Raw genomic sequence first — 12,185 nt, forward strand, 5'->3', positions numbered from 1 at the left:
CGGCTATGGGGCCACGCCGGCAGGGTTCCCTGGCCGAAGCGGAGCGAGGTTAGGGTGCCGGTGGGGATTAGGCGTCCAGTGCAGACATGACGTGCTTGATGCGCGTGTAGTCCTCGACGCCGTACATGGACAGGTCCTTGCCGTAACCGGACTGCTTGAAGCCGCCGTGGGGCATCTCAGCGGTCAGCAGGATGTGGGTGTTGATCCAGACCGCGCCGAAGTCCAGGTCGCGGCTCATCCGCATGGCGGTGCCGTGGTCCGTGGTCCAGACGCTGGAAGCCAGGGCGTATTCGACATCGTTGGCCAGCTCGAGTGCCTCGGCTTCGGTGGTGAACTTCTGGACGGTGATGACGGGTCCGAAGGTTTCCTTCTGGACGACGTCGTCGCTCTGCTTGGCGCCGGTGATGATGGTGGGCTCGAAGAAGAAGCCCTTGTCACCGGCACGGTGGCCGCCGGTTTCGATCTTGCAGTTGGCCGGCAGGTGCTCCACTACCGAGTTCACGGCATTGAAGTGGTTCACGTTGTTGAGCGGGCCGAAGTAGTTTTCCTCGTCGTTCTGCGAACCAGTGTGCAGCGTCTTGGTGTGTTCCACCATGGCGGCAACCACGTCGTCGTGGATCGAATCTTCAATCAGCACGCGGGTGATGGCCGTGCAGTCCTGGCCGGCATTGAAGAAGGCGAATTCGGCGATGGCCGCTGCGCTCTTCTTGATGTCGGCATCCTTGAAGACTATGGCCGGGGCCTTGCCGCCAAGTTCCAGGTGGGCACGCTTGAGGCCCTTGGCCGCCCCGCTGGCCACGGCAATGCCGGCACGTACGGAACCCGTGATCGAGACGAGGCCCGGGACCTTGTGCTCCACCATCATGGAGCCGGTGGCCGCGTTGCCGAGGACCACGTTGAGAACGCCGGCCGGGAAGATCTCCCCCGCCAGGCGGGCCAGGACCAAGGTGGATTCCGGAGTGGTGTCGGAGGGCTTGAGAACAACGGTGTTGCCTGCTGCGAGGGCGGGGCCGATCTTCCAGATGCCCATGAGGAACGGGTAGTTCCAGGGTGCAACCTGGGCGACGACGCCGATCGGTTCGCGGCGGACGTACGAGGTGTGGCCCTCGAAATACTCGCCGGCGGACTTGCCTTCCATGATGCGCGCGGCGCCGGCGAAGAAGCGGAGCTGGTCCGCACCAGCGGCAACTTCCTCGGATGCGATGAGGGCGCGGACCTGGCCGGTGTTGCGGTGCTGTGCCTCAACGAGCTCATCGCTGTTGGCCTCGATAGCATCGGCGAGCTTGAGCAGCATGAGCTGTCGCTGGCCTGGAGTGACATGCTTCCAGGACTTGAAGGCTTCCTTCGCCGCGTTCATGGCCGCATCGACGTCGGCCGCCGTGGAGATAGGCGCGTGAGCGACAATCTCCCCGTTGGTGGGGTTCACGATGTCGAGCAGTTCGGTGCCTGCCGGCGTGACGAACTCGCCGTTGATGAAGTTCTGCAAGGTTTGGACCACGGTGTACAACCTCTTTCGGTGTCTAGGCATTGGTTGCAGCTGCTCCGAGCCTATGCCAGCACCCCGCGGCGCGGAATAGTCAGGTGCACACCCCGACCACCCCGACTTAGTGCGAATGACCAGTGCCGGGATATCCTTTTTGGCATGGCAATGTCACTCGCCGCGCTCGTCGCCGTCCCCTCTCTGCGGCTCCGGAAAGCCGGCCTCGCGGAAACCACTTGGAACGAAGATATCCGTTGGGTGGCCGTGACCGAGCAGGAGGATCCCCAACGCTTCCTCAACGGCGGCGAGCTGATCCTGACCACCGGCCTCAGGCTCAGCGGGGCCGCGGAACAGCGCCGCTTCGTGCGCCAGGTACAGCGCGCGGGAGCCGTCGGCATCGGCTTCGGCACCGGGCTGACCCACGAGTCCGTGCCCCCCGCCCTCATTGCGGAAGCGAACCGCTGGGGCCTGCCCCTCGTGGAAGTCCCGTACGAAACCCCTTTCATCGCCATCGGCAAACTCGTGGCCGACTCCCAGTCCGCCGACCACTACTCGAAGCTGGAGCGCCTCATCGCCGGCCACCAGATCCTGGCCCGGGCCTTGCTGACCGGTGGCGGACTCGGCGAACTGCTCAAGCAGTTGGGCAGCATGCTCCGGACCGACATCGCGCTCACGCAGTTCAGTGCCCAGCTCTACAACAGCGTGGCCGGCAACCCCGCACCGACGGCCGACGACTGGGCGTCCTTCCCCATCCCAACCGGCCGCCGCGACGCCTGCACCCTATGGATCAAGCAGCCCTTCGGCGACACCGGAATCGTCAGTTATGCGCAGAACCTGATCAGCGTGGAACTCAACAACATGGTCAAGCAGCGCCAGAGCCAGCGGGCCCTGGCGGGCCAGGTGCTGGACGACGTCATCCACGGAACCCTGGACACGGTGGAGGGCGCCCGCCGCCTGGCCGGCGTCGGAATCAACAGCACCCGCAAGAACGTGGTGCTGCTGGTGGTCTCGGCCGCCCACCACAAACAACTCGGTAGCACCTCGCTTCCGCAATCGCTCGACGGCGGGGTGACCGCCGTCGTCGGGAAGGACCTGGTGACGGTAGTGCCCGACGACGGCAGTTCCGCGAGCGCGCTCGCGAAGGACCTCAGTGATCACCTTTTGGAAGCCGGGATCCACGCGGCGATCGGGATCGGCGGCGCCTACACGAAGCCGAACGGCGTGCGCTGGAGTTACTTCGAAGCGCGCGACGCCGTGGCGCACGGCCTGCCGGTCAACGAACCTGAGCGGCTCAGCCTGACCTCGCTGTTGCTGGCCAGCGAGGATGTGCCGCTGGCGGACATGGCCAGCGAGGCGCTCACTCCCCTGCGCAAGTTCGACGCCGCGCACGGCTCCGAGCTCGTTCCGACCCTGGAAAGCTACCTCAACCACAATGGTTCGGTGGCCGCCGTCGCCGAAGCCCTGACCCTGCACCGCAATACGGTGCGCTACCGCTTGGCGCAAATCACGGACCTCACCGGCTACGATCCTGCCCAGACGCCGGACCGGGTGCAGTTGTGGCTTGCCCTGGCTGTGCAACGGCTGGGATCGCGCAACCCGCGCTGAGGGCTTTTCGCGGCCCGGCTGAGACCCGAGGATCGGTAGCCGGACCGCGACGGGGGCCTAGCGGAAGATGTCGGCGGCAACACCCATGATGATTCTGTCCCCGGGCGTCGACTTTTGCAGGAAGTCCACAACAGCCCAATCGTCCAGCGATATGCATCCAGCGGTTGGAACCTTGTTTTCGTGCAGGAAGATCGCAAATCCGGCGTCTTGGGTGATCGGCGAGTCCGGCGGACGGTTGTAGTTGAGGACGGCCCCTTGCCGGTAATCATGCTGGGGGCGGGTTGCGAAGTACCACATGTTCTCGTCATAGCCCACCCACGAGCTGGACTCGAAGTACGTGTTGTAAGTGTCGGTCCATGGATTTCCACCCCAGCGTGAACGGGGATTCAACATGCGGTACGGAAGGGCCGTCCCTGGATTACCCAGGCCGAATGCCTCCGTAACGGAGAACCAGCCCGTGGGCGAGTAGTTGTAGCGGGTAGGACCGGAGGCAACCCCAGGCGGCTTGAATCCACTGGCCCCCACAAATCCGTTCGTGGTCCACTCAGTTACATACGTTCCTGCCACCCGCTTGCAATACGCAACACCAGCGTAGGACTGGCCATAGGCTGCCGTGTACACCAAGGTCACGTGGTTGGCATCGCCGGAAGGGTACTTCACCCGGCCATCGTTCAAACCCGTGCACTCGCTGTGCCGGTAGTCTCGGGCCCCGGCTGGCGTCCACGTCAAATATCCGCCTTGGAAGGCTTGGACACATTCACCGTTGATGCACGTCTCGGGGGTGGCCGGATAGCCGAGGTACCCCAAATGCCAGCCCATTTGCTCGTATTTCGCCTTCATGCCTCCCCGGATGGGTTGCGCACCGGTGACCGGCGACCAGAAAATCAGGCCGCCTTGGAACCACTGGTAACACCCGCCGCCGCGCTGCCCGCACACCTCGCCTTCGAGGGGATAGCCTAGATAGCCGCCCGTCAGCCCGCCCATGTTGTCGTACTGGGAACGGATGCCGCCGTTGACGCCATTCGCCCCGGTCTGCGGCGACCAGTAGATGGTGCCGCCTTGGAACTGCTGAAGGCAACCGGATGCTGGCTGGCCGCAGATTTCGTCGGAAACGGGATAGCCAAACCGCCCGTTTTCGAAGCCCGCACTGGCCCACGCAGAGCGAATGCCGCCGTGGCTTGTCCGTGCCCCGCTGGCCGGTGACCAGATGATGGCTCCGTGCTGGTACATCTGGTAACAGCCATTGGCCTTGAGTCCGCAGGTCTCGCGGGTTGTCGGATACCCCAGCCAGCCAGATTCAGCTCCGGCCGCAGCAAACGCTGCGCCAATAGCCCCTGGTGTCCACACTCCGGACGCTCCCGACGCCGAACTCCAGAGAATTCTCAGATTCCCGAAGCTTTGCTGGCACCCGGAGTTCACCAAATCGCATAGTTCCGGGCTCGTGGGGTACCCCGCTTGGGCGTAGCCACCATATAAGCGGAAAAAGGCGTCACCGATGCCGCCTTTGGTCCAGACAGTCTGGGGACCGCCGAGCGCGCTCCAGGTGATATCCAAACCACTGGAGAACTTCTGATAGCAGCCATTGCTATCGCATTTTTCCTCGCCGAGGGGATAGCCGAACGCGGAAAGCTGTCCGCTTTCGTGCCATCGGGGCCCGGTCTTTCCTGCCGTGAGCAGCACCGCGTTGGCACCAGTGAGCGGCGTGGAATAGATGCTCCCGCCAGTGAACACCTGGACGCAAAGGAGATTCTGATCGCAAGATTGATCCGCTGTCGCGGCCCCCAAAGGTCCCCCCGCACCGCCCAGTAGCTGCCATTTGGCCGCGATCGCTCCTGTAGGAACGATGTCGACGGCTGTCGCAGCGAGGTTCGGCGGGGCTCCGGGCGCCACGTCCCGGGTCGGAGCGGGCGCGGGCACCGAGGAGGGCGCCGTTGGCGCCGTTGTCGCTGGCATCCCCGTCGGTTCCTGAGCCGGGGCCGTGCGGTTGCTCGGCTGAGGGGCGGGGGTTGCGGAAGGTGCGGGAGACGTTGAAACGGCGGGAGACGGCGTCGGAGACTCCACTGCTGGGAGACCGACGGCGGTTGCCGCCGTGGGCGCGAGCCCGGCGGCGACAACGGCGGTCAGGACAAACGTTGCTAAGACACGGATAGCCCGGGTGGCGCTGTTTCCCGTCACTTTGAGACCACCGCATCACACGTGGAGCCGGCAGGTGCCGCCTGGGCGACTTCTGCTGCGCGGACTTCCGTGCTGGCGCCGGCAGCGACTTCCTTCTCGATCATCGCGTGCCCGGCCACGCTGCTTGTCGTTCCCACGGCGATTGCGATCGTGTACTTCACGGACGCAGTTCCGGTGTTGTGCAGCGTCCCGGAGAAAGACCAGATGCCGTGAGCGTCGGCCGCGCATTGCACGTTCTTCAGCGCATCAGTGACGAGAGAGTCCGGCGCGGATACGCTCGGTGCGGGCGACGGTGGCGACGGAGGCGTCGAGGGCGCTGAAGGTGGTGCGGCGGCGCTCGGAGGTGGTGCTGACGACGGCGCGCCGCAAGCGCCAAGAGTAAAAACTCCGACAGCAGCGAGCACGACAGTAAAGGGCCAGTTCTGCATTCTTCCCCCAAAAAATGTTCATAACCTGCCCAGAACCGTGTTCCTGGCCAGCAACATTTGCGAGACTACCAGCGCCCGGACTTCAACCGGGAGATTTCCACCACAAAACTTCCCGCGCCAAACATCAAACGTCTAACCTTTAAGCATGGCCTCAACTCACCCGACTCCCCACGCAACGGAAGCAACAACTGTGCCCACCAGCGGCGGCACGGTGGCGCCGAAATCCCGGGTGGTCGCCGTCGTCGGGATCATCGCCGTCATCTTGATCGGCCTTAACCTGCGCGCCGGCATCACCAGCGCGGCGGCGCTGTTCCACGATCTACAGGCATCCCTCGGCTACGGGGCGCTCGTCGCGTCGATTCTTCCGTCCATCCCCTTGTTGTGCTTCGCCGTGGCAGGACTGGGAACCTCGTGGCTGTCTCGCCGGATCGGCGTCGAGAAGTCGATCTTCGTGGCGCTGGCCATGCTGGCGGCCGGGCTCCTGGTCCGCAGCGTGCCCGCGACCGGCGCCCTCCTCGCCGGAACAGTGCTGGCGATGTCCGGCCTGGCGGTGTGCAACGTGGCCATGCCTTCATACATCCGCGAGCACTATGCAAGCAAGACCTCCCTGATGACCGGCCTCTACACGTTCACCATGTCCGGCGGTGCCACCTTCGCCGCCGCAATCAGCGTCCCCTTGGCCCAACAACTAGGCTCGCCGTCGATGGGATTGGCGGCGTGGGGCCTCCTTGGCGTCGCCGCACTTCTTGGCTTCCTCCCGATGGTCCTCCACACCCATCGCACTTCACGGAAGGCCAACCAGGAGCGCGTATCCATGTGGCCCCTCCTGCGCACCCGGTTGGGATTCCTCATCACTTCCATCTTCACGTTGCAGGCCCTCCTGGCGTATGCCGTGATGAGTTGGTTTGCCTACATCCTGACAACCCAAGGACTCAGCGCCTCCGAGAGCGGCCTGCAGTTCGGACTCATGCAGCTGGTTTCAGTGGCCGCCGGCATGATCCTCCTGGCCATTGGCTCGCGACCCGGCATGATGCGGCCGGCCTTGTACCTGGGTAGCGGGACCACCCTTCTGGCGGTCCCGGCGATGCTGTTGCTCCCGACGTCGTTGGCCTCGGTTCCCGCCGTAATGTTCGGTTTCGGCCTGGGCATCTTCCCCTTGGTCTTGGTGATCATCAGCCGCAGCGGGCGTACGACGGCGGAGACCACCGCCATGTCGACCGTCGCCCAGTCCGTGGGGTACTTGATCGCGGCGTTGGGACCGTTCGGCATGGGCCTGCTCCACAGTGCCACCGGCGCTTGGACCCTCCCGCTCTCGCTCCTGGCCCTGGCGGCCCTGGCCCTCATGGTCACCTGCCACCAGCTGACCAGCAAACGCACGCCGATCAAGGCCGGACCGAGGCCCGTGGCATGAGCCTGACCCCTTCGCACCGGCCCGTCTTGGCCGAGGAAGTCACCAGGCAACTGCGCGGCATGATCCAGTCCGGAGAGTGGCCGCTGCAGGAAAAGATTCCGGCCGAGCCGGAACTCATGGCCTCGCTCGGAGTCTCCCGCGGGACACTCCGCGAAGCCATCAAGGCCTTGGCGCACAGCGGCATGTTGGAGGTCCGCCGCGGTGACGGTACCTATGTCCGGGCCACGAGCGAAATCTCCGGCGCAGCCCAACGCATGTACAAGGAACATACGCAGGAGCACGTAGTCGAGGTCCGGGTGGGGCTCGACACCCAGGCCGCCCGACTGGCGACGAAGCATGCCACGGCCGAGGACATCGCCGCCATGCGGGCCCTTCTCCAACGACGCCACGACGCGTGGCTCGCCGCCGACTACCCTGCCTGGGCCCGGGCCGATTGGGATTTCCACGAACGGGTGGCGCTGGCTTCGGGCAACCCGTTGCTGCACCAGCTGTATGTGTCCTTCGGCGGGGTCTTCAACGACGATCTCCTGCGCCAGCAGCGCAAGGCCGGCTTCAACGGCATCCCGCACGAAGGCCACGACGAGCTCGCCGACGCCATCGAGGCACGCGACGAGGCTGCCGCCGTCGCGAGCGTCTACCGCAACCTGGACTTCGCGGCGGAATGGATCAACAGCTGACGCCCGCTCACCTATATCGGCGTTTCCCCCAACGCCCGCTCACCTACGACAGGCTTTTGACCAACGCCCGCTCACCTACGCCGGAGCGGCGCGCGTCAGCTCGACGCCGGCGTCGGCTGCCTCACGGAAGAGTGCGTCGATGAGCACCACGTCGCGGCCGGCACGATGCAGCAGGCTTGCGGCGACGTTGGCCCGGTAGCCGGAGGTGCAATGCACCCAGATCCTGGAATCCGGCAGTTCGTCCAGCCGGAGCAAAAGCTCGTGCAGTGGAACGTTCGCCGCGCCTTGGACGTGGGAGGCGGAAAATTCCTCGGTGCGGCGCACGTCCAGCACGGTTTCGCCGGGGGTTCGGTCCCGCACCAGCCCCGTCCAGTCGGTGATCGGATAGTGCACCAACGATGCGCCTGGTGCCAGAGCCCCGGGATCCTCGCCGACGGCGGCATCCGGGGAGTCGAATCCGATCCTTGCGAGGTCACGGATGGCCTTTTCGACGTCGGCATGGGCGCCCAGCAAAGTCAGCGGCTGGTTCCATGGCAGGACCCAGCCAAGGTAGCTCGTGAAGCTCGATCCTGTCCCGTATTCAAAGGCCACGCTGCCGCGCAGGTGGCTCGCGGCGAATGCGACCCGGTTGCGCAGGTCAACCACCCATTCTCCGGCCTCGAGCCTGCGCTCCAGCTCCGCGGGCTCCAACGATTCCGGCACCTCGAGCATCGCGGGCCCCGGACCCACGGCGTTGAGCGGACTCATGTGCGCGTAATAGCTCGGGTATGCCGTGATATTCGTCAGGAGGTGCCTGACAAAATGGTCTTCGTCCGGGTCGGTGAGTGCGTGGTTGGTGGCGGCCTGCTCCCCGATCGTCGATGCCGGGATCCTGCTCGCAGGACCGATGGAGCAGAACGAACCGAAGCCATGGGTTGGATACAGGATCGCCTCCGGCGCTGCCTCAGCAAGGAGCCGCCGGACCGAGGCGTACTGGTCATGGGCCAGTCCGGCGGTGTCCTCCGGAGCAATCAAATCAGTCCGGCCCACAGAACCGTAGAGCAGGCTGCCCCCGGAAAACACCGCTTGCCGGACGCCAGTGCCGGCGTCGGGGTCTGAAACCACATAGGCCAGATGGGTGTGCGTGTGGCCCGGGGTGGCCACTGGCTTGACGGAAAGCCTGCCTACCTTGAACGTCTCCCCCGGAACCACCGGTTCCCGCTTAAACGACACGCTGTCCGCGGCATTCACCAAATAGCGGGCGTTCTGGTGCCGGGCAAGGAGGAGGCCACCCGTGAGGTAGTCGTTGTGGAGGTGGGTCTCAGCGACATGCGTGATGACCACCCCCGCAGAACGCGCTGCCGTTTCGACGCGGTCGGTATCACGCTGGGGGTCGATCACGAGCGCCACCGTGCCGTCATGAACGAGGTAGCTGCGGTCCCCCAATTGGGTCGTTTCGACGACGACGACGTCCATGCGGAGAGTCTATCCCCGAGAACACGCAACGCGGGGTCACTTAGCGCCCATTCCGATGCTCCGGATGGGCGCTAAGTGACCCCGCGTTGTAGAAACTAGACCTGGGCGGCCACGCCGTCGCGGGAAATGTCCACCATGTCCTCACGCGGCACCACCTTGATGCGTTCGCGCTTGACCTCGACGCCGTGCGAGGTGCCGGCCTCGGAAGCGGCGGCGCCCAAAGCGAGCTCGTGGGCGTCCAGTGCCAGCCAGCCTTCCCAACTGGTGAACTTCACGCCGCGGGCGTCCAGGAGTTCGACGACGGCGTCCGCCTCGGGAACTGCGGCCAACGGCAGGTTTTCGCGGTCTTCCAGGAGGTAGGTGACCGTCTCCAGCGCGTCACCCTTGGTGTGGCCGATCAGGCCGACGGGGCCGCGCTTGATCCAACCCGTGGCGTACAAGCCCGGAACGTGCTCGCCGGAAGCGTCCAGCACGCGGCCGCCGTCGTTCGCGACGACCCCACGACGGTGGTCGAACTCTACGTCCGGCAGGGCGGAACCGAAGTAGCCGATGGCGCGGTACACGGCCTGGACCGGGTAGTCGACGACCTCGCCGGTACCGCGCGCATTGCCCGTGCCGTCCAGCTCGGTGCGCTCGAACTTGATCGCGGCAACCTTGCCCGGGGTCTCCGCGGAATCCACGATCTCCACCGGGCTGTGCAGGAAGTGCAGGTGCAAGCGACGGGAGGCCTTGAGCTCGGAGAGGTCCTCGGGCTGCTCGGCGATCCAGTTGGTGAGGGTACCCACCATGGTCTTGGTCTGGTTGTTCGTCTGGATCTGGCGGTCCGACTCTTCGTCGAACTCGAAGTCCTCGGCGTAGAGGATGATGTCGACGTCCTTGGAGTGGGACAGTTCGCGGAGCTCCAGCGGGGTGAACTTCACCTGTGCCGGACCGCGGCGGCCGAAGACGTGTACGTCGGTGACCGGGGAAGCCTTGAGGCCCGCGTAGACGTTGTCCGGAATTTCGGTGACCAGCAGGTCGTCGGCGTGCTTGGAGAGGACACGGGCAACGTCGAGTGCCACGTTGCCGTTGCCGAGCACGGCCACGGAGGTGGCTTCCAACGGCCACTGGCGGGAAACGTCGGGGTGGCCGTCGTACCAGGAGACGAAGTCGGCGCCGCCGAAGGAGCCTTCCAGTTCGATGCCCGGGATGTTCAGGTCCGCGTCCTTGATGGCGCCGGTGGCGAAGATGACGGCGTCGTAGTGCGTGCGCAGGTCTTCGATCGAGATGTCAGTGCCGTAGTCGACGTTGCCGAAGAAGCGGATGTCGCCGCGGTCCAGGACCTTGTGCAGGGCGTTCACGATGCCCTTGATGCGGGGGTGGTCCGGGGCAACGCCGTAGCGGATCAGGCCGTAGGGGGCCGGGTAGCGGTCGAAGAGGTCGATGCTGACCGTCAGCTCGCCGCTCTTGACGGCCTCGCTCTTGGTCAGGATGTCAGCTGCGTAGACGCCGGCCGGGCCGGAGCCGACGACGGCGACGCGCAGCGGACGTGCGGCGGTTCCTACGGTGGTGCTAGATGACACGGCTGTGTTCCTTTTCAGTGTGCTTCCCAACTGGCTCGCATTTGTTGTCGTTTTGAGGGCTCATAACGACAACAACTGCGAGCTAGTTGGGTGAGGGGCTAAGGGGTGACGACGCGGGGCTTGTTAGGGGTCAGGGTGCTGTAGTCAGCGGTCTTGAAATGTTCGGGGGCAAACGGGCTGACACGCACCACATCACCGATCACAATCACTGCGGGATTTGCGACGCCGGTGGCCTCGGCTTGGTCTGCAATGGTCGCCAGGGTGCCGATCGTGACGCGCTGTTCGGGCATGTAGCCGTTCTCTACGATACCTACTGGCGTGTCCAAGGGCATTCCGGATGCAGCGAGGGCAGCCGCGGATTCCCTGAGTTTGGCGACACCCATGAGCAGGATCACGGTGTGGTCGGGACGGGCCGGGACCTCTGAAAGTTCCTCGTGGCCGGTCACCACGCTGAAGCCCTTCGCAAGTCCGCGGTGCGTCACGGGAATCCCGGCGGCCGCGGGCACGGAAATCGCCGAAGTGACACCGGGAACCACATCAACCTCGACGCCGTTCTGCCGGCAGAATTCGGCTTCCTCGCCGCCGCGGCCCAGGACGTAGGGGTCGCCGCCCTTGAGCCGCACCACCCGGTGGCCGGCCAGGGCTTCCTCGACGAGGATCCGGTTGATCTCCAGTTGCGGCACCGGGTGGTGGCCGGGGGTCTTGCCGACCTCGATCACGCGGACGTCCGGAGCAAGTTCGTGCAGCAAGTCGCGGGGTCCGAGGCGGTCCGCGACGACGACGTCGGCCTGGCCCAGGAGGCGGCGGCCGCGGACGGTGATGAGTCCGGAATCGCCAGGCCCGCCACCCACGAGGGCGACGCTTCCGGTCGAGGCACGACGACGGCGGAGCGGCAGGTCTCCAGTCTCAAGTGCGGTGGCAACTGCGTCGCGCAAGGCCATGGCACGGCGCGGGTCTCCCCCGGCGTTGATGGCGATCTTCACGTCGTCTACAACGGCGACGGCGGGGGTCCAGGCTGCTGAGGCTTCGTGGTCGGAGGCGTTGACGCACCAGATGCGCTGCGCCTCGGCGTCGGCGGCTACCTGGGCGTCCACAGCGGCAACGCCGGTAGCCGTCTGGACGAACCACACGCCGTCGACGTCGGAGGAAAGGTAAGTGCGCGGCTCCCAGGTGAGCAGGCCGGAGGCGGCGAGTTCCCTGAGCGCGTCAGAGGCAACGGGGGCCACCACAGTCACCCGGGCGCCGGCGTCGAGCAGTCCCTTGGCGCGTCGCGCAGCGACTGGTCCGCCGCCCACCACCAGCACCGGGCGGCCAAGCAGCCGCAGGGCTGTGGGGTAGATGTCCTGTATTGCCATGAAAAAACTGTAGGGCCGGTCCGTAACATGCTTCAAA

General features: G+C 65.4%; 9 protein-coding genes. 3 read left to right on the top strand and 6 right to left on the bottom strand.

Going from position 1 to position 12,185, the window contains the following annotated elements:
- Positions 1-67: 67 nt before the first annotated feature.
- The gene (locus tag LFT47_RS16715) at positions 68-1,498 is read right to left on the bottom strand and encodes a gamma-aminobutyraldehyde dehydrogenase (protein WP_236812411.1); all 1,431 of its coding nucleotides are present in this window, start codon (positions 1,496-1,498) and stop codon (positions 68-70) included.
- Between the two features lie 144 nt (positions 1,499-1,642).
- On the opposite strand from LFT47_RS16715, the gene LFT47_RS16720 reads away from it, so the two are divergent.
- Positions 1,643-3,085: a PucR family transcriptional regulator gene (locus LFT47_RS16720; RefSeq protein WP_236812412.1), complete on the top strand. Its 1,443-nt coding sequence runs from the start codon at positions 1,643-1,645 to the stop codon at positions 3,083-3,085.
- 57 nt (positions 3,086-3,142) lie between these two features.
- Here LFT47_RS16720 and LFT47_RS16725 read toward each other — a convergent pair whose 3' ends face one another.
- Both LFT47_RS16725 and LFT47_RS16730 read right to left on the bottom strand, forming a co-directional pair.
- The gene (locus LFT47_RS16725) at positions 3,143-5,038 is read right to left on the bottom strand and encodes a L,D-transpeptidase family protein (RefSeq protein ID WP_236812414.1); all 1,896 of its coding nucleotides are present in this window, start codon (positions 5,036-5,038) and stop codon (positions 3,143-3,145) included.
- Between the two features lie 218 nt (positions 5,039-5,256).
- Positions 5,257-5,421 carry a hypothetical protein gene (locus tag LFT47_RS16730; protein ID WP_236812416.1) on the bottom strand — a complete coding sequence of 55 codons (165 nt, stop codon included), beginning with the start codon at positions 5,419-5,421 and terminating at the stop codon, positions 5,257-5,259.
- A 412-nt stretch (positions 5,422-5,833) separates the two neighbouring features.
- Here LFT47_RS16730 and LFT47_RS16735 point away from each other — a divergent pair, with 412 nt between their 5' ends.
- Both LFT47_RS16735 and LFT47_RS16740 read left to right on the top strand, forming a co-directional pair.
- Complete coding sequence (locus LFT47_RS16735; protein ID WP_236812418.1) at positions 5,834-7,099, top strand: MFS transporter; 1,266 nt, start codon at positions 5,834-5,836, stop codon at positions 7,097-7,099.
- Complete coding sequence (locus LFT47_RS16740) at positions 7,096-7,776, top strand: FadR/GntR family transcriptional regulator (RefSeq protein ID WP_236812420.1); 681 nt, start codon at positions 7,096-7,098, stop codon at positions 7,774-7,776. The genes LFT47_RS16735 and LFT47_RS16740 overlap by 4 nt, the downstream gene beginning before the upstream one ends.
- A 75-nt stretch (positions 7,777-7,851) precedes the next feature.
- On the opposite strand, the gene LFT47_RS16745 is transcribed toward LFT47_RS16740, so the two are convergent.
- The 3 genes from LFT47_RS16745 to cobA form a co-directional block, all read right to left on the bottom strand.
- Positions 7,852-9,231, bottom strand: a complete 1,380-nt coding sequence (locus LFT47_RS16745; RefSeq protein ID WP_236812421.1) for an MBL fold metallo-hydrolase — start codon at positions 9,229-9,231, stop codon at positions 7,852-7,854.
- Positions 9,232-9,326: 95 nt separating this feature from the next.
- Positions 9,327-10,793, bottom strand: coding sequence for an FAD-dependent oxidoreductase (locus LFT47_RS16750; protein WP_236812424.1), 1,467 nt, complete (start codon positions 10,791-10,793; stop codon positions 9,327-9,329).
- Positions 10,794-10,891: 98 nt separating this feature from the next.
- On the bottom strand, positions 10,892-12,148 hold the full coding sequence (gene cobA, locus LFT47_RS16755) for a uroporphyrinogen-III C-methyltransferase (RefSeq protein WP_236812426.1): 1,257 nt from the start codon (positions 12,146-12,148) through the stop codon (positions 10,892-10,894).
- Positions 12,149-12,185: the final 37 nt, after the last annotated feature.

Origin of the sequence: Arthrobacter sp. FW306-2-2C-D06B (assembly GCF_021789175.1) — a bacterium.
Classification (GTDB): Bacteria; Actinomycetota; Actinomycetes; order Actinomycetales; family Micrococcaceae; genus Arthrobacter.

Bases quoted from the DNA above. Each gene is read 5' to 3' on its own strand.
- LFT47_RS16745 (WP_236812421.1), bottom strand. From the start codon at position 9,231: ATGGACGTCGTCGTCGTCGAAACGACCCAATTGGGGGACCGCAGCTAC.
- LFT47_RS16725 (WP_236812414.1), bottom strand. From the start codon at position 5,038: ATGCCAGCGACAACGGCGCCAACGGCGCCCTCCTCGGTGCCCGCGCCC.
- LFT47_RS16720 (WP_236812412.1), top strand. From the start codon at position 1,643: ATGGCAATGTCACTCGCCGCGCTCGTCGCCGTCCCCTCTCTGCGGCTC.
- cobA (WP_236812426.1), bottom strand. From the start codon at position 12,148: ATGGCAATACAGGACATCTACCCCACAGCCCTGCGGCTGCTTGGCCGC.
- LFT47_RS16735 (WP_236812418.1), top strand. From the start codon at position 5,834: ATGGCCTCAACTCACCCGACTCCCCACGCAACGGAAGCAACAACTGTG.
- LFT47_RS16740 (WP_236812420.1), top strand. From the start codon at position 7,096: ATGAGCCTGACCCCTTCGCACCGGCCCGTCTTGGCCGAGGAAGTCACC.